This is a genomic window from Sphingomonas sp. 22176, from assembly GCF_052045505.1.
Classification (GTDB): Bacteria; Pseudomonadota; Alphaproteobacteria; order Sphingomonadales; family Sphingomonadaceae; genus Sphingomonas.
Genome location: NZ_JBQEPL010000001.1, coordinates 2,501 through 23,249, shown reverse-complemented (window position 1 = coordinate 23,249; position 20,749 = coordinate 2,501). Strand labels below are relative to the sequence as shown.

Below are 20,749 nucleotides of genomic sequence, written 5' to 3'. Positions count from 1 at the left end.
CAGAGTTGATCCGCAGGAGCCCGTTGCCGATGTCCACCGCCACCCCCAAGCCCCGCTGGACGCTGGCGATTCACGGCGGTGCCGGCAGCATGCGGCGCGGCGAACTGCCGACCGAGCAGGAGGCGGGCGCCGAGGCCGGGCTGAACGCCGCGCTGGATGCCGGTGCGGCAGTGCTCGACGCCGGCGGCTCGGCGGTCGATGCCGTGCAGGCGGCCGTGCAGGTGCTGGAGGACGACCCGCACTTCAATGCCGGGCGCGGATCGGTGTTCACCTGGGAAGGCGGCCACACGCTCGACGCGGCGATCATGGACGGCAGCACCCGCGCAGCCGGCGCCGTGGCCGGATCGACCACCACGCGCCACCCGGTCGATCTCGCCCGGGCGGTGATGGAGAAGAGTCAGCACGTTCTGCTCGCGGGCGAGGGGGCGGACCAGTTCGCGCGCGAGCAGCAGCTCGAGCAGGTCGACAACGCCTGGTTCGGCACCGAGGAGCGCCGCCAGCAGCTGGCATGGATGCAGGCAGATACCGCGCGGGGCGGCTTCGACGTCGACATGAAATACGGCACGGTCGGCGCGGTGGCGATGGATGCACAGGGTCATGTCGCGGCGGCCACCTCCACCGGCGGGCTTACCGGCAAGCGCTGGGGCCGCGTGGGCGATTCGCCGCTGATCGGCGCGGGCACCTATGCCGATGATCGCGCCTGCGCGGTTTCCGCCACCGGCTCGGGCGAGTTCTTCATCCGCGAAGGCGTCGCGCACGAGATCTGCGCACGGATGCGGTTCAAGGGCGAAACCGCGAAGCAAGCTGCCGACGTGGTGATGGCCGATGTGAAGGCGATGGGCGGCGTCGGCGGGGTGATTCTGGTCGCACCCACCGGCGAGCTCGACTGGACCTTCACCACCCCCGGCATGTATCGCGGCAAGGCCTCGGCAGGCGGCGAGCGCACGGTGGCGATCTACGAGGATCGGCGCGACTGAACCCCCTTGCCTCGCGGAAATTCGCGAGCAACAATATTGCCCGATCCGCGCCGTTTCGCGTTCGCGAAGATCAATCAAAAGGGGCCGTCACATCATGGTTCGTGCCATTTCGTTCGCCAGCCTGTTGCTGGCCACCGCCGCGCCTGCGCTCGCGCAGAATTCGATGCCGCAGCCGGTGCCGATCGTCGACACCATCCCGGCGGCGCGCGACGTGGCGTATCCCGGCACGCTCAAGATCGACGTGGACGCCACCGATACGATGCGCGGCATCTTCCGGGTGCGCGAGACCATCCCGGTCGCCAAGAGCGGCCGCCTGACGCTGCTCTTCCCCGAATGGCTGCCGGGCAAGCACGGCCCCCGCGGCGAAATCGAGAAGCTGGCCGGCCTGCAGATCAAGGCGAACGGCAAGCGCCTCCCCTGGACGCGCGACACGGTCGACGTGTTCGCCTTCCATGTCGACGTGCCGGCCGGTGCCAAGACGGTCGAGGCCGAGTTCCAGTTCGTCTCCGCGACCGATGGCAACCAGGGCCGTATCGTGATGACGCCCGAGATGATGAGCGTGCAGTTCAACTCGCTCAGCCTCTATCCGGCGGGCTATTTCACCCGGCGCATCCCGATCCAGGCGACGGTGAAATATCCCGAGGGCTGGGCCGCCGCCGGTGCGGTGCCCGCCAAGGTCACGGGCTCGACCTATGCCTATGAGACTACCAGCTACGAGATCCTGATGGACTCGCCGGTGATCGCGGGCCGCTATTATCGCAAGTTCCCGCTCAGCGAGCGCGTGACGCTCGACGTGGTGGCGGACAGCGCCGACGAGCTGGAAGCCAAGCCCGAGCAGATCGAGGCGCACAAGCGGCTGGTCGAGCAGGCGGTGAAGACCTTCGGCGCCCAGCATTACGACCATTACCACTTCCTCCTGTCGATCAGCGACAAGATGGGCGGCATCGGCCTCGAGCATCACCGCAGCTCGGAAGACGGCGTCGGTCCGGGCTATTTCACGAAGTGGGCCGAACAGGCGGGCACGCGCAACCTGCTGCCGCACGAATATACCCATAGCTGGGACGGCAAGTATCGCCGCGGTGCCGAGCTGTGGACGCCGGACTTCCGCATGCCGATGCGCGACCAGTCGCTGTGGGTGTATGAAGGCCAGACCCAGTTCTGGGGCTATGTGTTCCAGGCACGCTCGGGCCTGGTCACCAAGGAAGAGACGCTGGAAGGCTATGCCAACATCATGGCCAGCCTCGACAACCGCGCCGGCCGCAAGTGGCGCCCGATGATCGACACCACCAACGATCCGATCATTACCGCGCGTGCGCCCAAGGGCTGGACCAGCTGGCAGCGCAGCGAGGATTATTACAACGAAGGCCTGCTGGTGTGGATGGAGGTCGATTCGATCCTCCGCGAACAGAGCAAGGGCACCAAGTCGATCGACGATTTCGCGCGCGCCTTCTTCGGCGGCCGCGACGGTGATTTCGGCGAGGTGACCTACAGCTTCGACGACGTGGTGAAGACGCTGGAGGGCATCCAGCCCTATGACTGGCGCAAGCTGCTCACCGCGCGCCTGCACGATGTGTCCGAACACGCACCGCTCAGCGGATTCGCGCGCAACGGTTACAAGCTCGTCTATACCGAGGTGCCGAACAAGATGAGCCGCCCGGGCACGGCGGACCTCAGCTATTCGCTGGGCCTCGCGGTCGGCAAGAAGGGCATTGCCGGCGTGATGTGGGACGGTCCGGCATTCAACGCGGGGATCACCGTCGCCGACGAGATCGTCGCGGTGAACGGCCGCGCCTATGCCGTCGACGCGCTGATCGAGGCGGTGAAGGCCGCCAAGGGGACCAAGGCGCCAATTCGGCTTACCCTGAAACGGGACGATAGTTACCGAGAGGTTGCCATCGACTATCATGATGGGCTGCGCTATCCGCATCTCGTCAAGTCGGTTGAAGGAGAGGCTGGCCTAGACAAGCTGCTGCAAGCCCGCTGAGACGGGCGGGGCTGCCAACCAAGGTTTAGAGAAATATGCGCATCGATCTGATTCCCATTGGCGATGATCCGCCGAACAACCTGAACGTCATCATCGAGGTTCCCTCGGGCGGCGAGCCCGTGAAGTATGAGTTCGACAAGGCGAGCGGCGCGCTGTTCGTCGATCGCATCCTGCACACGCCGATGCGCTACCCGGCGAACTACGGCTTCGTGCCGCACACGCTGTCGCCCGACGGCGACCCGCTCGACGCGCTCGTCATCGCCCGCTCGCCCTTCGTGCCGGGCTGCGTGGTGCGTGCACGCCCGATCGCGGTGCTGAAGCTGGAAGACGAAGCCGGCGGCGACGAGAAGCTGGTCTGCGTGCCGGTCGACAGCACCTTCCCCTATTATTCGGACGTCGGCGAGCGTTCGGATCTGCCTTCGATCGTGCTGCAGCAGATCGAGCATTTCTTCACCCACTATAAGGACCTGGAGTCCGAGAAGTGGGTGCGGATCGGCAATTGGGGCGATGCCGCCGAAGCGCGCCGGATCGTCCTCGAGGCGATCGAGGCCGCGAAGAAGGCAAAGGCAGCCTGAGCCAGAAATTGCGGCGGCGTGGGGCGCGACCCCGAGGGGTCGGCAACGTCCTTGCGCCGCCGCGTTTCCTTGCCTTTGCCGTGACGACGATCGCGGCAGGGCTTTTTCTGGTGCCGCAGTTCGGCATCCGGATGGGCGCGATGCTCGCCTTCGACATCGGCGCGGCGCTGTTCCTGGCGCTGTGCGTTCCGATGCTCAAGCACCAGTCCGACGCGATGCGGCGCTCGGCCTGCAATAATGATGCGAACCGTCTGGTGTTGCTCGGCGTCACCGGCGCGGTCACCATCATCATCCTGATCGCGATTGCCAGCGAACTGATGGAGCGCAAGGCGCCCCAACCGGCGCAGCTCGCGCTGATCATCGGCACACTCGCGCTCAGCTGGACGTTCAGCAACGGGGTCTATGCGCTCCACTACGCGCACCTGTTCTACAGCGAGGCGCCGGGCGGGCGCGACAAGGGCGGGCTGGATTTCCCCAAGACGCCCGAGCCCAATTACTGGGACTTCATCTATTTCGCCTTCTGCCTGGGCATGACCTTCCAGACCAGCGACGTCTCGGTGGAGACGCGCCAGCTGCGCCGGGTGGTGACGCTGCATTGCCTGGCGGCCTTCGTGTTCAACCTGGGCGTGGTGGCCTTCACGATCAACGTTCTCGGCGGTAGTTGAGGAGCCGGGCGTTCGCCCGAACCCAATCTGCCGGAGAAGCCATGTTCCGTGTCGCCGCCCTCGCGCTTGCCGCGCTGCTCGTGCCTGCCGCCGCGTCCGCCCAGACCAACGACAAGTTCGTCGTTGCCAGCCTTACCGACGGCGTGTGGATGAAGGGCGACCTCCACGTCCACTCGCGCCACAGCAAGGATTCGACCAACCATAGCGAGGCGCGGATCATTGCCGATGCGGAGGCCGCCGGCTTCGACTTCCTGCTGATCAGCGACCACGACAACCATGTGAACGGGGACACCGCTCACCACACATGGAGCGACCCCGAATTCCGTTCGGACAAGCTGCTGCTGCTCTACGGCGCGGAATGGACCACGGTGCGCGGCCATGCAGTGATACTCTCGGCCAAACCCTATGATCACCAGAAGCTGTTCGATATCCGCGATGCCCGCGACGTGGCTGTGCAGAAGGTGAAGGAGGGGCTGGGCGTCCACCTCTCCGCCAACCACCCGACCAACAAGGACCATTTCGGCTATTCCTACGACCTGGTCGATTCGATCGAGGTGTGGAACACCGTCCGCTGGGCGCCGAACAAGACCAACCTGATGGTGTGGGACGACATGCTCAGCTCCGGCCGCAAGATCGCGGCGCGGGGCGGCAGCGATTCGCACCATGGCACGGTGCCGGGTGGCACCACTCCGCAGGCGTTGGAGGCGACGGCCAACAATGTCGGTACGCCGACCACCTGGGTGTTCGCCCCGGCCCGCACGCGCGAAGCCGTGATCGCGGCGATCGGTCGCGGCCGCGCGTCGATCAGCGCCAATCCCTATGCGCCGCGGGTGGAACTCACCGCCGATGTGAACGGCGACGGCAAGGCGGACATGCTGATGGGCGACAATGCCACGGCGCCGGCGGGGCCGGTGCGCTTTACCGTGCGGCTGGCGGGCAAGCGGGAGACCGGGGCCTATCACGTCCGCGTGGTGAAGAATGGCGAGGTGTTCGCAACGCTCGACATCGGCGCGGACGGGAGCGTCGGCTTCACCGACACGCCGGACGGCAAGGCCCGCAGCTATTATCGCGTCGAGGTGGAAGGGCCGCAGACCCCGTATCCGGGTGTGGAAAATTTCACCAAGGTCGCCGGGCCGATGGTGGCGATCTCCAACCCGATCTTCTTCAACTTCGACCCCGCATTCTGAGGCTGCCACGCCCTCTCCCGCCCGGGGGAGGGCGCGCCGACCGGGGCCGCGTTCGCGGGCCTCGGCATATACGAAAAAGGCCCGCCTCCTTTCGGAAACGGGCCTTTTTCTTTGCCGGTATCCCGTGCCTCAGGCGACGGGGGCCTCTGCCTCGTCGCTCTTGGTGGTGCGGCGACGGCGGGGCTTCTTCGGGGCTTCCTCGTCCTCGGCCGGGGCGGGATCCGCACCGATTGCCGGAGGGAGGATCGCAACGTCGATGCCGTGCGTCACTTCTGCTTCGACCGGCGCCTCGCGACGGGGGCGACCCCGACGGCGGGGTGCTTCGGCCTGTTCCTCGGCAACGGGCGCTTCGAACGCAGGCGCGGCCTCGGCAGCCGCGGCTTCGATCACATTGCCGTTGGCATGGCCGTTCGATGCACCGTCGGTGCGCTCGCGACGGTCTTCGCGATAGGTGCGCTGCTCGCGGGGCGCGCGCTCCGCGCGTGCTTCGCGGGGCTCACGCTCGGCGCGCGGTTCGCGGGTCTCGCGGTCGCCGCGGGGTTCGCGCTCGCCACGGGGTTCACGATCGGTGCGGGGTTCGCGTGCTTCGCGCTCGTAGCGGGGCTCGCGCTCGCGACGGGGCTGCTGCTGGCGGGGGGCGTCGCCCTCGTCCTCGCGGCCGGCTTCGCCTTCCATCTCGAACTCTTCCTCGTCGCCGTCGAATTCCTCGCGCGGGCGACGCTGCTGGTTCTGCTCTTCGAAGCGCGAACGGTTCTCGTTCAATACGCGGAAATAATGATCGGCAAACTGCAGATAATATTCGGCGTTGACCCGATCGCCCTGCATCTGAGCGTCGCGCGCTAGATTCTTGTATTTCTCAAGCAACTGCGCGGCGTTGCCACGGGCACGGTTATCGATGCGACTGCCATTGCCCTGATTGTTCGAGCTTCCGCCCTGGCGCTGTTGCTGGCCGCCCCGGCCGCGACGGCGGCCGGCCTGACGATTGTTGATCAAGGTCTTTGTGTCCTGTCTTTACAAAGCCGTACGTCGATCCATCGAGGTTCCGGATGCAGGGTTACGTTCGCGGGAGGTGCCGGGGTATCCCAGCGCCTACCGCTTGCCATGGCCGCCGGACTGCAGCGGCACACATGACCATGGAGTCGGGCCTCAGCCCTTTATCTCAACAACTTGGTTGAAGGTGCCTCGCCCCGGCCTTCTTCTAGCCGCTGGCGTACCAATCTCCAAGCACAAATATGTGACGGTTGCGGGTAGTTTCAAGTCAGCCGGACCACGCGCGGCCTTCCACCCATGTCTTTATAGACGCTTGAAGACAGGCCCTGTTCCTGGCCGAGCAAAGAAACTGCATCGCCTTGCGTCCATCCGATTTCGATCACGGCCGCGCCGCCGGGGGCGAGCAGGGCGGGGAGGGCGGGCACGATGCGGTGATAGTCGTCGAGCCCGTCCGTGCCGGCGAAGAGCGCCTCCGCCGGTTCATGGTCGAGCACTTGCGGGGGGAGGGGCTCTTCCGTCCCGATATAGGGTGGATTGGCGAGGATCAGGTCGAAACGGCCTTCGATGCCCGCGGTCCAGTCGCCCAGGCGGAAGTCGGTGCGGTCCGCCATGCCGAGCGCTTCCGCATTGCGCCGGGCATAGCCGAGCGCGGTCTCGGACGCGTCCACGCCCACTCCCTGTGCCTCAGGCCATTCGGCGAGCGCGGCGAGCAGTAGCGTGCCGGGGCCGGTGCCGAGATCGAGGATTCGCGACGGTGCGCGGCCGCCGAACCAGGCGAGCGCGGTCTCGATCAGCGTCTCGCTGTCGGGGCGCGGGATCAGCACCCCGGGACCGACCGCGAGGTCGATCGTCCAGAAGGCGCGGGTGCCGGTGATATAGGCGATCGGCTCGTGCGTCAGGCGGCGCGCGACGAGTGCGGCGAAGGCTTCGGGCGCGGGGTCGTTCAGCCGGCCGAGCAGGAGCCTGTCGCGGGTGGTGCCGAGGGCGTGGGCCATCAGCAGCTCGGCGTCCAGCCGGGGGGTGTCGGACACCGCTTCGAGCTGGCGGGTCGCCTCCACGATAGCGGCGCGCACTCCCCTCCCGCTGGCGGGAGGGGGAAGGGATGGCGGTTCTTGGCCCGACGTCACAGCATCGCTTCCACGTCAGTCCCTCCCCTAGCCCCTCCCGCGAGAGGGAGGGGAACTGAAGGGAGCATCTCAGCCATCCAGCTGGGCAAGCCGGTCGGCCTCGTCCTGCGAGACCAGCGCGCCGACCAGTTCGTCGAGCTCGCCTTCCAGGATTTCGGGCAGGCGGTGCAGCGTCAGGTTGATCCGGTGGTCGGTCACGCGCCCTTGCGGGAAATTATACGTCCGGATCCGCTCCGAGCGATCGCCCGAGCCGACCATCGAGCGCCGCGCGCCGACGCGCTCGGCCGCCAGCCGTTCGCGCTCGGCCTCGTACAGGCGGGTGCGGAGCACCTTCATCGCCTTGGCCTTGTTCTTGTGCTGCGAGCGCTCGTCCTGCTGGATCACGACGATGCCGGTGGGCAAGTGGGTGATCCGAACGGCGCTGTCGGTGGTGTTGACGCCCTGGCCGCCGGGGCCGGAGGCGCGGTAGATGTCGATGCGCAGATCCTTGTCGTCGATCTGCACGTCGGCCTCTTCGGCCTCGGGCAGCACCGCGACGGTGGCGGCGGAGGTGTGGATGCGCCCGCCCGCCTCGGTGGCCGGCACGCGTTGCACCCGGTGCACGCCGCTCTCGAACTTCAGCTTGGCGAACACGCCGGTGCCAGTGATGCCGATCACCACTTCCTTGTAGCCGCCCGCTTCCGAGCTGCTGGCCGAGATCAGCTCGGTCCGCCAGCCCACGCGGTCGGCATAGCGCTGGTACATGCGCAGCAGATCGCCGGCGAACAGCGCGGCTTCGTCACCGCCCACGCCCGCGCGGATTTCGAGCAACGCGGGGCGCTCGTCGGCCGAATCGCGTGGGAGCAGCGCCAGCGCCAGCTTGCGTTCGGCGTCGGCGAGCGTGCCTTCGTTGGCGCGGAGTTCCTCCACCGCCATCGCGCGCAGCTCGTCATCGGCGTCCTGCGTCATCTGCTGGAGCGACTGGCCCTCGGCGCGCAACTGCCGGACCTTGCCCGCCGCGACCGCGACCGGCTCGATCTCGGCATATTCCTTCGAGACCTGGACGAAGCGATCGCCGCCGAGCTCGCCCGACGCCATCAGCGCCTGCAACTCGTCGCGCCGCGCCTCGATCGCCGCGATGCGGTCCGGCGGAATACGGGTCATTCGGTCGGGCCGCCCCAGGCGATGCCGGCCAACACCGCGTCGATCGCGGCGGCATCGCCGGCATTGACCTTGAGCCGCTTCGAGGTGGCGCCGTCCGTCACGGCCAGCGACAGCAGTGCATCGGGGTTGCTCTTCATCGCCTTGTCGAACCGCTTGCGCGGCGAGCCCGTGGCAAGCAACTCGGCTGCCAGCCCGGCGCGACGCAGCGCGGAAACGGCGCGGACGCCGTCTGCCTGCACGCGATCATCCTCGACCACGACATAGACCTGGATCGTGGCTGCCTTGGGCTCCTCGATCAGCATCGCCAGCCGTTCGACACCTGCCGCCCAGCCCACGCCTGCCGTCTCGGGACCGCCTAGCGAGCCGATCAGCCCGTCATAGCGGCCGCCGGCCAGCACCGTGCCCTGCGCACCCAGCCGGTCGGTGACGAACTCGAACGCGGTGTGGCGGTAGTAATCGAGCCCGCGCACCAGCCGCGCATTGCGCGTCCAGGCGACGCCGGCGGCATCCAGCCCGTCAGTCACCGCCTTGAAGAAGGCGGCGGCTTCGTCGGTCAGATAGGCGTCGATGTCCGGCGCGCTGTCGGCGATCGGGCGGTCGCGCGGGTCCTTCGAATCGAGGATGCGCAGCGGGTTCTTCTCGAGACGGGCCAGGCTGTCCTCGGAGAGCTCCGCCTTGTGCGCCTCAAAATGCGCGACCAGCGCGGTGCGCCAGGCGTCGCGCGTCGCGGCGTCGCCCAGCGTGTTGAGCTGCAGCGTCACGCCCTCGGCGATGCCGAGGTCCTTGAGCAGCTGGTCGGCCAGCACCAGCAGCTCGACATCGGCGGCGGGTTCGGGCGCGCCGAGGATCTCGGCGTCGATCTGGTGGAACTGGCGATAACGGCCCTTTTGCGGGCGCTCGTAGCGGAACACCGGGCCGGACGTGGCGACCTTCAGCGGCGCGAACTGCTGCCAGCCCTCGCTGATATAGGCGCGGGCGATACCGGCGGTGAACTCCGGGCGCAGCGTGATCGAATCGCCGCCGCGGTCCTCGAAGGTGTACATCTCCTTGGAGACGACGTCCGAGGTCTCGCCCATCGAGCGGGCGAACACGCCGGTGGCCTCGAAGATCGGGATCTCGAGCCGCTGGAAGCAATAGAGCTTGCGCACCTGGTCGAACTTCTCGAGCACCGCGGCGAAACGCCGCTGGTCTTCACCGAAAATGTCCTGGGTGCCCCGGATGCGCTGGGGGGTCTGGATACGTGCCATTTGGGCGCGGCTATTAGGCCGGTTTGGAGCGCGCCGCAATGTGGGTGAGGGAAGTGCCGCCATGTTGATGCGGACGCGCGGCGAGCCTAGGGCGTGCCCCATGAGTCGCATCCTGTGTATCCTCGCCGCGTTGCTTGGCTTCGGCGCCGCTTCGCCCGCTTCCGCCTATTGGGAATATGGCCACGAGACGGTGGGCGCGATCGCCTACAAGAACGTGACGCCCGCGGTGCGCGCCAAGATCGACGCGCTGCTCAAGCGGCAGGCGCTGCTCGAGACGCCGACCTGCCCGGCCAACACGATCGAACAGGCGGCGGTGTGGGCGGACTGCGTCAAGACGCTCGGGCCGCGCTTCAGCTATGCCTATTCCTGGCACTATCAGAATATCGACATCTGCAAGCCGTTCGACCTCAAGCCGCCGTGCCGCGACGGCAATTGTGTGTCGGCGCAGATCGAGCGCGACGTGAAGCTGCTCAAGGACCGCAAGGTGCCGGTGCGGGAGCGGGTGATGGCGCTGGTGTTCCTCGTCCATTTCGTCGGCGATCTCCACCAGCCGCTCCACGCGGGCGACCATAGCGATCTGGGCGGCAACCAGGTGAAGACCAACTATGGCGCCTTCACCAGCGCCAAGCTCAACCTCCATTCGGTGTGGGACGGCTATCTCGCCGAGCGCGGGATCTCGCAGCCGCCCTCGCCGGTGCGCACCTATAGCGCGGCCGAGCGCAATGCGGTGTGGGGCGGCAGCGTCGCGGACTGGAGCCGGGAGAGCTGGCAGGTCGCGCGCGACGTGGTCTACCCTAGCGCGGTGGGCGAGGCGGTGTGCACGCCGGGCGACCATCCCGCGCATCTCGACGAGGCGACGATCGCCAAGCTGGTCCCGATCGCCCGCCAGCAGGTGGTGCGCGGCGGGCTGCGGCTGGCCAAGCTGCTCGACGAGGCATTGGGCTGACGTTTCGCTCCTTCGGACGGGCTGCTATATCCCGTCCATGAAGAAAGAAACGCATGTGCTGGAGAGGCCGCCCGAGGGCGCGGCGGCGGACTGGACGATCCCGCAGGACTGGGCCGCGTACACGGCGGAAGAGCACGCCACCTGGGACAAGCTGTTCGCCCGCCAGGCAAAACTGCTGCCGGGGCGCGCCTCCTCGGCCTATCTCAAGGGGCTGGAGGCGCTGCGCCTATCCGAATCGGGCATTCCCAATTTCGAGGAATTGTCCGAACGCCTCATGAAGCTCACCGGCTGGCAGGTGGTCGCGGTGCCGGGGCTGGTGCCGGACGACGTGTTCTTCGATCACATGGCGAACCGCCGCTTCGTCGCCGGCAATTTCATCCGCCGGCCGGACCAGCTCGACTATATCCAGGAGCCGGACGTGTTCCACGACGTGTTCGGCCATGTGCCGATGCTCGCGGATCCGGTATTCGCCGATTATCTCGAAGCCTATGGCCGTGGCGGCATGCGCGCGCTGGAGCTGGGGGCGCTCAAGCAGCTCGGCCGGCTTTATTGGTACACGGTCGAGTTCGGGCTGGTCGAGGAGGCCGAGGGGCTGCGCATCTATGGCGCGGGGATCGTGTCGAGCTCGGCCGAGAGTGTGTTCGCGCTGGAGAGCGACAGCCCCAACCGCCTCCGCTTCGACATGCAGCGGGTGATGCAGACCGAATATCGCATCGACGATTTCCAGCAGAATTATTTCGTGATCCCCAGCTTCGAGGCGCTGCTGCACGAGACGCTGGAGACCGATTTCGCGCCGCTCTACGCCCAGATCCTCGCGCAGCCGGATATCCCGATCGCGGCGATCCTGCCGGGGGACGGGGTGATCACGCGGGGGACGCAGGCGTACGCGGCAGGGAAGGCCTGAAGCGGAAGCGCTTGAAGGGGCTCGCAATCTGAAACCCCGCCCGCTACCCGACCCTCCATGTCCGGTTCGCCCCGCCTTGCCTTTCTCGTCGCCGCGCTCGGAATCGCCAATTATTCGGTGATGGATGCGGTGATGAAGGGCATGTCGATCGCGCATGGTGCCTATAGCGCCGTATTGTGGCGCTCGGTTGGGGCGATCGTGCTGCTCGGGCCGATTTTCCTGCTGCGGCGGACGCCCTGGCCGAGCCCCCAGGCGCTCAAGCTGCATTTCGCCCGCGGCGTGCTGGCGGGCAGTTCGGTGGTGCTGTTCTTCTGGGGGCTCGCCCGCGTCACCATGGCGCAGGGCATTGCACTCACCTTTCTCGCGCCGCTGATCGCGATGTTCCTCGCCGCCGCCTTTCTCGGCGAGCGAATCCGTCGCGCGGCGATCGGCGGCTCGCTCGTGGCCAGCCTCGGCGTACTGACCATCGCCGCCGGCCAGGCGCAGGCCCATGCCTCGACCGAGGTCGTGCTCGGCTCGATCGCGGTATTCGCCGCCTCGATCCTCTATGCCGGCAGCCTGATCCTGCTGCGACGCCAGGCCCAGATCGCCGATCCGATCGAGGTCGCGCTGTTCACCAGCCTCGTCCTCGCGCTGGTAATGCTGCCCGGTGCCCCGTGGTTCTCGGCAATGCCTTCAATAAGCCTTTGGCCCTGGATCCTCGGCGCGGCGCTGGTCGGCTCGGTCTCCGCCGTGCTGCTCGCCTGGGCCTATGGCCATGCCGAGGCGCAGGTGCTGGCGCCGGTGGAATATACCGCCTTCGTCTGGGCGGCGCTGCTCGGCTATGTAGTGTTCGACGAGCGCGTCTCGGCCTGGACGGTCGCGGGCGCGCTGCTCATCATCCTCGGGTGCCTGGCCGCGATCCGCGGCCGCGTGGCGCCTGCTCCCCAGACCGAGGCCGCTGCATGACCCAGATCCGTTTCGCCACGCCCGCCGACGTGCCCCAGATCCTCGGCTTCGTCCGCGAACTCGCCGAATTCGAGCGCGAGCCCGACGCCGTGCTCGCGACCGAGCCGATGCTGGAAGCCGCGCTGTTCGGCCCGCGCCCGGCCGCCGAAGCGGTGATCGCGGAAGATGCGGATGGCGCCCCTCTCGGCTTCGCGTTGTTCTTCCAGAACTTCTCCACCTGGACCGGGCTGCCCGGCATGTATCTGGAGGACCTGTACGTCACTCCCGCCGCGCGCGGTGCGGGCGTCGGCAAGGCGCTTCTGCGCCATTTGGCCGATATCGCCGTCACGCGCGGCTATGCCAGGTTCGAATGGTCGGTGCTCGACTGGAACCAGCCGGCGATCGATTTCTACCGCGCGATGGGGGCCGTTGGCATGGACGAATGGACGGTGCAGCGGGTGACCGGCGATGCGCTGGCCAAGCTGGCCGGGCGCTGATGGGCTGGATCTACCTGCTGCTTGGCGGGCTGTGCGAAGTGGGCTTCACCACCTGCATGCGCTTCACCGACGGCTTTCGGAACATCCCCTGGACGCTGGCCTTTCTCGGCTGCATCGCCGTGTCGATGGCGCTGCTCGAGATGGCCTCGCGCACCGTGCCGCTGGGCACCGCCTATGCGGTGTGGGGCGGGATCGGCGCGCTCGGCACGGTGATCGTCGGCATGCTGTGGTTCGGCGAGCCGGTGAGCGCGGTGCGTATGCTGCTAATCCTCGGACTGGTCGGCTGCATCGCCGGGCTGCGGCTGGCAGGCGGCGGGCACTAAGACCCCAACGGGCTAGGCAGGTCTGATCTAGTCTGACAAGATTGCGGCAAGACCGTCGTGTCAGGGGAGAGAATGTCTGTGAAAGCCAAGTCGCTTCTGCTGCTGGGGGCTGCGCTCGCCGCGACTATTGCGCAGAGTTTTGCCGCGCGGGCCGCGCCTCTCCAGGCCGCCGCTGCCGAGGGCGCGACGCTGCTCGCGCAGAACCCGACCGGCGCCACCTTCCGCACCGCGCAGGGCGTGCTCGCGCTCACCATCTGGGGCGACCGGATCGTGCGGGTGTCGCTGCTGCGCGAAGGGGCCGAACGCACGCCCGACCTCGCGCTGATCGGCCACCCGGCGAAGGTGGCGTGGACGCTCGACCAGCAGCCCGATCGCTATCTGCTCGCCACCCCGGCGATGCGGATCAGCGTCGATCGCAAGACCGGCGCGGTGGCGCTGCTCGGCGCAGACGACAAGCCGCTGGTCGGCGAGACCGATCTCTATCGCCGCAAGCTGGGCGGCACCCCCGACGCCGACGGCGCGGTACGCACCGCCTTCACCCTGCCTGAGGGGCGGGCGGTCTACGGCCTGGGCCAGCACCAGGCCGGGCTGCTCGATTATCGCGGCGCTATCGTTCGGCTGCAGCAGGCGAATACCGATGTTGGCGTGCCCGTCCTGGTTTCGCCCGCAGGCTTCGGGGTGTTCTGGAACAATGCCTCGGTCACCGAGGTCGCGGTGGATACGCCGCAGGCGGGCAACCGGGCCGTGTTCCGCTCGGCGGCAGGCGAGGGCGTCGACTATTTCCTCTTCGCCGGGCCCGATGTCGACCAGGTGATCGGCGCCTATCGCCAGCTCACCGGCGCCGCCTCGCTGCTGCCGCGCTGGGCCTGGGGGCTGTGGCAGTCGAAGGAGCGCTATGGCTCGCAGGCCGAACTGCTGAGCGTCGCGGCCGAATATCGCCGCCTCGGCATTCCGCTCGATGCGGTGGTGCAAGACTGGCAGTACTGGCCGGCCGGCCGCTGGGGCAGCCATGAGATGAACCCCGCGCGTTATCCCGATCCCAAGGCGATGCTCGATACGCTGCATCGGCAGAACCTGCACAGCATCGTCTCGGTCTGGCCGCGGCTCGACGTGGGGCTGGAAAATACCAAGGCGCTCGACGCGATCGGCGGGCTCTACCCCAAGACCTACCCCAACGTGTATCCGGCCGGCGAAGGCCGCTGGTACGACGCCTTCTCGCCCAAGGCGCGCGCACTCTACTGGAAGCAGATCTCTGACCGGCTCGGCAAGACCGGGTTCGACGGTTACTGGCTCGACGGCAGCGAGGCAGAACTGGGCGGCCATTGGGGCGAGATGGCCGAGGTAAACACCGCCGCTGGGCCGGGCGCGCAGGTGTTCAACGCCTATCCCTTGATGCACACGACCGCGGTGCACGACGGCATGGCCGCCGATTATGCCGCCAAGCGCCCGCTGCTGCTCACCCGCTCGGCCTGGGCGGGGCAGCAGCGCAACGGCGCCTTCACCTGGTCCGGCGACGTCAGCGGGCGGTGGGACGTGTTTGCCAGGCAGATCCCGGCCGGCGTCAATTTCTCGATGACCGGCAATCCTTTCTGGTCGGCGGATATCGGCGGCTTCTTCGGCGGCAGCCCCAAGGATCCCGCCTATCAGGAGCTGTTCACCCGATGGCTGCAGTTCGCCGTGTTCAATCCGATGTTCCGCATCCACGGCACCGGCGAGGGCAAGGAAGTCTACAGCTTCCCCGAGAGCGTCCGCCAGCCGCTGCTCGACGCGGTCGCGCTGCGCTACCGGCTGCTGCCCTTCCTCTATGCGCAGAGCTGGCAGGTGGCGGACCGCGGCGCCTCGTTCCTCTATCCGGTCGGCATGGTCTTCCCGCAGGACCGCGCGGCGCAGGATCTGCGCGACCAATATCTGTTCGGCCGCAATCTGCTGATCAGCCCGGTGATCGAGCCGGGCGCCACGTCGCGTTCGGTGTATCTGCCCGCCGGCGCCGAATGGATCGATTTCTGGACCGGCACCCGCCATGCGGGCGGGGCGAAACTCCAAGTCGCCGCGCCGATCGGGCAGATCCCGGTGCAGATCGCGGCGGGCACGATCCTGCCGCTGGGATCACCTGTCCAATATGCCGACCAGTCCCCCGATCGCCCGATCGAGCTGCGAATCTATCGTGGTGCCGATGGCCGCTTCACCCTTTATGACGATGCCGGCGACGGCCAGGATTGGCGCCGCGGCGAGCGCGCAACGATCGCGCTGGCGCTGGATGACAAGGCCGGCACGCTGACGATCGGCGCGCGGCAGGGCCGCTATCCGGGCATGGCGAAGACGCGGCGGTTCCGGGTGGTGACGGTGGCGCCGGGCGTCGGTGCCGGGCTCGCCGAAGCGGCCGGGCGCGAGGTGGTGTATGACGGGCGGCAGCAGGTGGTAACGCTGTAGAGGTAGAGAGCGTATCCTCCCCCGCCAGGGGGAGGAAACACTAGCGGCGGCCGCCTCATCTGCTACGATCCTCCCAAGCAAGGGGGAGGATGAGTATGCGGCGTGCGGTGTGGCTCTTGGCGGCGGCATGGCCGACGCTCGCGCAGGCCCAGCAACTTCCCGCCCCGGACAAGACCGCGCAGGGCGATCTTGCCATCACCATCTACCAGAACGGCCAGGCGCTGGTGCAGGACGCCCGTACGCTGGACCTCGCCGCCGGCCGTACCCGCCAGGAATTCGCCGACGTCTCCGCCAAGATCCGGCCCGAGACGGTGACGCTCGCCGGCCCCGGCATCGGCATCGTCGAGCAGAATTTCGATTACGACCTGCTCACGCCCTACAAGCTGATGGAAAAGGCGGTCGGCTCGGTCGTCACCATCGTGCGCACCAACCCCGCGACCGGCGCCGAGACGCGCGAGCAGGCGCGGGTGCTCTCGGCCAATGGCGGCATCGTGCTCCAGATCGGACCGCGCATCGAAGTGCTGCGCGACGACGGCCTGCCGGTCCGGGTGATCTTCGACAAGGTGCCCGAAAATCTCCGCGCCCGGCCCACGCTGTCGGTGACGCTGCAGGTCGCTAGCGGCGGTCGGGTGCCGGCGACGCTCAGCTATCTCACCCCCGGCCTCGGCTGGACCAGCGACTATGTGATGCTGTTCGACGAGGCCAAGAGCGCGATCGACGTGCAGGGCTGGATCACGCTCACCAACGATACCGGCACGTCGTACCAGAATGCCGCGGTGACGCTCGTTGCCGGGGCGCCCAGCGGCGCGAAGGCTTTCGGCCGGCTCGGAGGAGATGACGCAACCATCGACCAGCCCGGCACCGAGACCGGCCCGCGCGAGCGGCTGGGCGACTATATCTTCTATCCGCTCGCCCAGCGCACCACGATCGCCAATGCCCAGCAGAAGCAGGTCAGCTTCCTCGACGTGAAGGCCGCCCCGGCGCGCAAGACCTATGAGTGGATCAATGGCTGGCTGGGTGCCGACACCGATCCGCGCAGCGCGTCCTCGGTGCTCAAATTCTCGACGTCGAAGAATGGCGGCCTGGGCGACCAGCTGCCGAGCGGCACGATCCGCGTCTATATGCGCGATCGCAAGGGCGAGCCGCAGTTCATCGGCGAGAGCCGGGTCGATGCGGCGCCGATGGGCTCGGCCATGTCGATCCGCACGGGAGAGGCGTTCGACGTGAAGGGCGCGGCGGTGGTGGTCGAGCGCAAGAAGCTCTCGGCGCGGCGCTGGAAAACCACGATGCGCTACGACTTCACCAATGCCCGCACCGAGCCGGTCACCATCGATCTCGCCCAGACCGGGCTGTGGGGCGATGTCCGTGTGATCGACCAGACCCTCGCCGGCGAGCGTGTCTCGGCCGATCGGATGGAGTGGAAGGTGCCGGTGCCCGCCAATGGCAAGGCATCGGTGACCATGGTGTTCGACAGCCGCGACTGATCCGATGCTCGCCCGCATCGCCTTTGCTGTTGTCGCGCTGCTCGCCGCTCTGCCGGCGGCGGCGCAGACGCTCGTCGTCTCGGACAAGCCCGATGCGGTGGCGGTCACGGTCTATCGCGATCCGAACCGCGGCGAAGGCGCGATCCGGCGAAGCTGGCCCGGGGGCTATGCGCTGGTCACCGAAACCCGGACGCTGCAGCTCCCCGCGGGTGCGGCGGTGATCCGCTTCGTCGGCGTGTCCGAGGGGATGATGCCCGAGACCGCGATCGTCACCGGTCTGCCGCGCGGGGTGGGCGAGAAGAATCGCGACGCCCGGCTGCTCGGCCCGGCGACGCTGGTCGATGCGTATCTCAAGCGCCGCGTCACCGTCCGGCGCACCAATCGCGCCACCGGCAAGGTCCGCGAAAGCGAGGCGGTGATTCAGGCCGGGCCCGAAGGCGGCGTGCTGCTCACCACCGAGCAGGGGGTGGAGGCGCTGGGCTGTTCGGGGCTTCCCGAGGCGCTGGTCTATCCGGGCGTGCCCGCCGATCTCGCCGCAAAGCCGACCCTGTCGGTGACGACCAACAGCCCCCGCGCGCAGACGGTGACGGTGCAGCTTTCCTATCTGGCGCAGGGCCTCGACTGGTCGGCCAATTATGTCGCGAAGCTGGGAGAGGGCGATATGCTCGATCTGTTCGGCTGGATGACGGTGGTGAATGGCGGCAGCCAAGGCTTTGCCGATGCCCGCACCAGCGCGATGGCCGGCCAGCCCAACAAGGAGAAGGCCGCGCGGCTGCCGCGCGGTGCCGCGACCGCCTTGCAGCTGGAGTGCTGGCCGATGGGGAAAACCAGCGATGCCCCGGCACCGGGTGCGCCGTTGGCGCCGCCCCCGCCGCCGCCGCCAGCGCCGGAACCTGCGCCGATGGACCTTGCCGGAAGCATCATCGTTACCGGATCGCGCATCGCGTTCGCGCCGGTGATGATGGCCGAGCAGGAGGATCTGGGCGACCTCAAGCTCTATCGCGTCCCCGAGCCGGTGAGCGTCGCCGCGCGCGCCACCAAGCAGGTCGCGCTGCTCCACCGCGAGCGCGTGCAGATGGCGCGGATCTATGCGGGGACGTTTCGGCCCTTCGCCTATGATCCCGACCGCGACGCCGAGAGCGAACCCGCCGCCATCCTCCTGCGCGCCGAGAATCGGACGAGCGCCGGCCTAGGGCTCCCTCTGCCGGCCGGATCGGTCGCGCTGTTCGCGGCGCGGGGCGACCAGCCGGTGCTGCTCGGCGAGTCGACGCTCCAGGATCGCGCGATCGGCGACGAGATCGAGCTGCACCCCGGCGACAGCAGCGAGGTCCGCTATGCGGTGGTCGGCAAACCAGGCTCCAAGCGGCGCGCGAACTACCAGATCGAGGTGACCAACGCGCTTGCCACCCCCGTCACCTTCGAGCTGCCGATCCCCTATCGCGACGCCAAGGCCGGCGCGCCGCTCGTCTCGCACAAGGGCGTGCCCACCTGGCGGGTAACCGTGCCGGCGAACGGCACCGCGAGCCTCGACCTCACCCTCAAGCGGGCGCGCTGAGGCTTCAGTCGAGGTCGACCTGGTCCTTGAGCGGGTCTTCCACCTGCGCGTCATGGCCGCTGCCCGAGCTGAGGAACATCAGCCCCATCAGCGCCGCCGCCATCATGATGGTGAAGAACACGCCCAGAAAGGTGGCGATCGCGGTGACGATGTGCAGCTCGCCCATCGTCGCCCACAGCCAATATTCCGCCACGCCAGCGGCGAGCACCGCCACCGCCGCCATCCCCCACAGGATGCGGCGGAACCGCCCCCAGGCGAAGGCGGCATAACCTGGATCATCGAGTCCGTCGGGCTGTTCCATCGCTTTGCAAGTTGGGCCGATTCGTGGGATAAACAACGCCTAAAAAATGAAAGCCAAGGAGAGAAGGCGATGACCATCGCGGCAATCCTCGAAGGCAAGGGGCGAGACATCGTGTCGATCGCCTCGACCGGCACCGTCGCGGAGGCGGTGGCACTACTCGCGGCCCGCCGGATCGGCGCGGTGCCGGTTCTCGAAAACGGGCAAGTCGTCGGCATCTTTTCCGAGCGCGACGTGATCCACTGCATCGAGCGCGAAGGCGCGATCGGGCTCGAGCTCCCGGTCGGCCGCGTGATGACCGCGCCCGCGATCACCGTCGGGCCGGAAGAGACGGTGCTCGGCGCGCTGGCGCTGATGACGCGGCGGCGCATCCGCCATCTGCCGGTGATCGACGGGCAGGCGGTGGTCGGTTTCATCTCGATCGGCGATCTGGTGAAGTACCGCATCGATCGCATCGAGTCCGAGGCCGAGGCGATGCGCGCCTATATCCAGGCGGCCTGACGCGGCTCAGCCGGCGCGGTTGCGCACCAGCGCGATCGCGCCGCCGAGCGTCTCCCGCGCAAAGGCGAACAGCAGCGCGCCATAGCTCGCGCTACCCACACTGACGAGCAGTGCCAGCCGGGGCAGGGGGGCGAGCGGCGGCAGTTCTCGGTCGACGAGGGTGACGATCAGGCCCATCGCCAGCGCCGCCAACACCGGCGCCGCGATCGCTCGGCCGAGCCGCGCATAGGAAACCCCGATCGCTGGCAGCGTGCGGTGCGCCGAAAAGGCGAGGTACAGCGGATAGGCGACATACCAGGCGGCAACGAGGCCGAGGATGCCCCAATGCACGCCGACCAGGAAGGCGATCGGCAGGAACAGCGCACCGGTCGCCCCGTTGCGTGCGCTGATGCCGGGGCGACCCCGCGCATCGCTGGCGGGCGCGAACAAGATCTGCAGCGTCATCAGTGGCATCACCAGCGCCAGGCCATGCACCACCGGCGCAGCTTCCGCCCATTTCGGCCCGAGCACCACGGCGACCAGCGGCTCGGCGGTCGCGGCCAGCCCGATATAGAAAGGCATGGCGGCAAGCAGGATCAGTTGCGCCCCGCGTACGAACGCCGCCGCCACCGCCTCGGGATCGTCGCGTATCCGCGCATAGGCCGAGAAGGCGACCTCGTTGAGCGGCGGCACGAACTTCGAGACGAAGATCTGGGTGAGGAACAGGCTGGTCGTATAGATGCCGAGCAGATGCGGGTCGAACATGCGCCCGGCGATGAACACGTCGGCCTGGCTCTGCAGGAACCAGAAGACCTGCCCCGCCGCCATCACCCCGCCATAGCGCGCCATGTCGCCCGCGCCGCGAAAGTCGAAGCTCGGCCACACCAGTGCGCGGGCCGCCACCGTCATGCCGATCGCGCGGCTGGCGAACAGCACGATGGGGGCGGCGACCAGGGTCCACACACCCCAGCCGGCATAGGCCCCGGTCAGCGCGGTGATCGCGCCCGCAA

20 protein-coding genes (1 of these 20 only partly in view) are annotated in these 20,749 nt (G+C 67.9%); 14 read left to right on the top strand and 6 right to left on the bottom strand.

Going from position 1 to position 20,749, the window contains the following annotated elements; translation table 11 throughout:
* Nucleotides 1-29 precede the first annotated feature (29 nt).
* The 5 genes from ACTJKY_RS00105 (at nucleotide 30) to ACTJKY_RS00085 (ending at nucleotide 5,388) form a co-directional block, all read left to right on the top strand.
* Complete coding sequence (locus ACTJKY_RS00105; RefSeq protein ID WP_440843359.1) at nucleotides 30-977, top strand: isoaspartyl peptidase/L-asparaginase family protein; 948 nt, start codon at nucleotides 30-32, stop codon at nucleotides 975-977.
* A gap of 94 nt (nucleotides 978-1,071) precedes the next feature.
* On the top strand, nucleotides 1,072-2,961 hold the full coding sequence (locus ACTJKY_RS00100; RefSeq protein ID WP_440843358.1) for a M61 family metallopeptidase: 1,890 nt from the start codon (nucleotides 1,072-1,074) through the stop codon (nucleotides 2,959-2,961).
* Nucleotides 2,962-2,996: 35 nt separating this feature from the next.
* Nucleotides 2,997-3,536, top strand: coding sequence for an inorganic diphosphatase (ppa, locus tag ACTJKY_RS00095; protein WP_440843356.1), 540 nt, complete (start codon nucleotides 2,997-2,999; stop codon nucleotides 3,534-3,536).
* A gap of 140 nt (nucleotides 3,537-3,676) precedes the next feature.
* The gene (locus tag ACTJKY_RS00090) at nucleotides 3,677-4,201 is read left to right on the top strand and encodes a DUF1345 domain-containing protein (RefSeq protein ID WP_440845192.1); all 525 of its coding nucleotides are present in this window, start codon (nucleotides 3,677-3,679) and stop codon (nucleotides 4,199-4,201) included.
* Between the two features lie 41 nt (nucleotides 4,202-4,242).
* The gene (locus ACTJKY_RS00085; protein WP_440843355.1) at nucleotides 4,243-5,388 is read left to right on the top strand and encodes a CehA/McbA family metallohydrolase; all 1,146 of its coding nucleotides are present in this window, start codon (nucleotides 4,243-4,245) and stop codon (nucleotides 5,386-5,388) included.
* Between the two features lie 129 nt (nucleotides 5,389-5,517).
* On the opposite strand, the gene ACTJKY_RS00080 is transcribed toward ACTJKY_RS00085, so the two are convergent.
* From ACTJKY_RS00080 to hisS, 4 genes are all read right to left on the bottom strand, one after another.
* Nucleotides 5,518-6,381, bottom strand: coding sequence for a DUF4167 domain-containing protein (locus ACTJKY_RS00080; protein ID WP_440843354.1), 864 nt, complete (start codon nucleotides 6,379-6,381; stop codon nucleotides 5,518-5,520).
* Nucleotides 6,382-6,641: 260 nt separating this feature from the next.
* Nucleotides 6,642-7,451, bottom strand: a complete 810-nt coding sequence (prmC, locus tag ACTJKY_RS00075) for a peptide chain release factor N(5)-glutamine methyltransferase (protein WP_440843353.1) — start codon at nucleotides 7,449-7,451, stop codon at nucleotides 6,642-6,644.
* A 123-nt stretch (nucleotides 7,452-7,574) separates the two neighbouring features.
* Nucleotides 7,575-8,648: a peptide chain release factor 1 gene (prfA, locus tag ACTJKY_RS00070; RefSeq protein WP_440843352.1), complete on the bottom strand. Its 1,074-nt coding sequence runs from the start codon at nucleotides 8,646-8,648 to the stop codon at nucleotides 7,575-7,577.
* On the bottom strand, nucleotides 8,645-9,895 hold the full coding sequence (gene hisS / locus ACTJKY_RS00065; protein ID WP_440843350.1) for a histidine--tRNA ligase: 1,251 nt from the start codon (nucleotides 9,893-9,895) through the stop codon (nucleotides 8,645-8,647). The genes prfA and hisS overlap by 4 nt, the downstream gene beginning before the upstream one ends.
* A gap of 100 nt (nucleotides 9,896-9,995) precedes the next feature.
* On the opposite strand from hisS, the gene ACTJKY_RS00060 reads away from it, so the two are divergent.
* From ACTJKY_RS00060 to ACTJKY_RS00025, 8 genes are all read left to right on the top strand, one after another.
* Nucleotides 9,996-10,841 (top strand): S1/P1 nuclease, encoded by an 846-nt coding sequence (locus ACTJKY_RS00060; RefSeq protein ID WP_440843349.1) that lies wholly within the window; start codon nucleotides 9,996-9,998, stop codon nucleotides 10,839-10,841.
* 37 nt (nucleotides 10,842-10,878) lie between these two features.
* Nucleotides 10,879-11,745 (top strand): phenylalanine 4-monooxygenase, encoded by an 867-nt coding sequence (phhA, locus tag ACTJKY_RS00055; protein ID WP_440843347.1) that lies wholly within the window; start codon nucleotides 10,879-10,881, stop codon nucleotides 11,743-11,745.
* A 57-nt stretch (nucleotides 11,746-11,802) separates the two neighbouring features.
* Nucleotides 11,803-12,693 (top strand): DMT family transporter, encoded by an 891-nt coding sequence (locus ACTJKY_RS00050; protein WP_440843345.1) that lies wholly within the window; start codon nucleotides 11,803-11,805, stop codon nucleotides 12,691-12,693.
* Complete coding sequence (locus ACTJKY_RS00045) at nucleotides 12,690-13,169, top strand: N-acetyltransferase family protein (protein ID WP_440843343.1); 480 nt, start codon at nucleotides 12,690-12,692, stop codon at nucleotides 13,167-13,169. The genes ACTJKY_RS00050 and ACTJKY_RS00045 overlap by 4 nt, the downstream gene beginning before the upstream one ends.
* The gene (locus tag ACTJKY_RS00040; protein ID WP_440843341.1) at nucleotides 13,169-13,492 is read left to right on the top strand and encodes a DMT family transporter; all 324 of its coding nucleotides are present in this window, start codon (nucleotides 13,169-13,171) and stop codon (nucleotides 13,490-13,492) included. Before ACTJKY_RS00045 ends, ACTJKY_RS00040 begins: the two co-directional genes overlap by 1 nt.
* Nucleotides 13,493-13,564: 72 nt before the next feature.
* The gene (locus ACTJKY_RS00035) at nucleotides 13,565-15,922 is read left to right on the top strand and encodes a TIM-barrel domain-containing protein (protein WP_440843339.1); all 2,358 of its coding nucleotides are present in this window, start codon (nucleotides 13,565-13,567) and stop codon (nucleotides 15,920-15,922) included.
* Between the two features lie 89 nt (nucleotides 15,923-16,011).
* Entirely contained in the window at nucleotides 16,012-17,406 is a 1,395-nt protein-coding gene (locus ACTJKY_RS00030; RefSeq protein WP_440843338.1) for a DUF4139 domain-containing protein, read from the top strand.
* A 4-nt stretch (nucleotides 17,407-17,410) separates the two neighbouring features.
* The gene (locus tag ACTJKY_RS00025) at nucleotides 17,411-18,961 is read left to right on the top strand and encodes a DUF4139 domain-containing protein (protein WP_440843336.1); all 1,551 of its coding nucleotides are present in this window, start codon (nucleotides 17,411-17,413) and stop codon (nucleotides 18,959-18,961) included.
* A 4-nt stretch (nucleotides 18,962-18,965) separates the two neighbouring features.
* Here ACTJKY_RS00025 and ACTJKY_RS00020 read toward each other — a convergent pair whose 3' ends face one another.
* The gene (locus ACTJKY_RS00020; protein WP_440843334.1) at nucleotides 18,966-19,262 is read right to left on the bottom strand and encodes a hypothetical protein; all 297 of its coding nucleotides are present in this window, start codon (nucleotides 19,260-19,262) and stop codon (nucleotides 18,966-18,968) included.
* Between the two features lie 69 nt (nucleotides 19,263-19,331).
* On the opposite strand from ACTJKY_RS00020, the gene ACTJKY_RS00015 reads away from it, so the two are divergent.
* Nucleotides 19,332-19,760: a CBS domain-containing protein gene (locus ACTJKY_RS00015; protein ID WP_440843332.1), complete on the top strand. Its 429-nt coding sequence runs from the start codon at nucleotides 19,332-19,334 to the stop codon at nucleotides 19,758-19,760.
* A gap of 6 nt (nucleotides 19,761-19,766) precedes the next feature.
* Here ACTJKY_RS00015 and ACTJKY_RS00010 read toward each other — a convergent pair whose 3' ends face one another.
* Nucleotides 19,767-20,749, bottom strand: partial view of a lipopolysaccharide biosynthesis protein gene (locus ACTJKY_RS00010; RefSeq protein ID WP_440843331.1) — the 3' portion only. It continues 505 nt past the right edge of the window; the window shows 983 of its 1,488 coding nt (coding positions 506-1,488); its start codon lies beyond the right edge, outside the window — the gene reads right to left on this strand; it ends in the stop codon at nucleotides 19,767-19,769.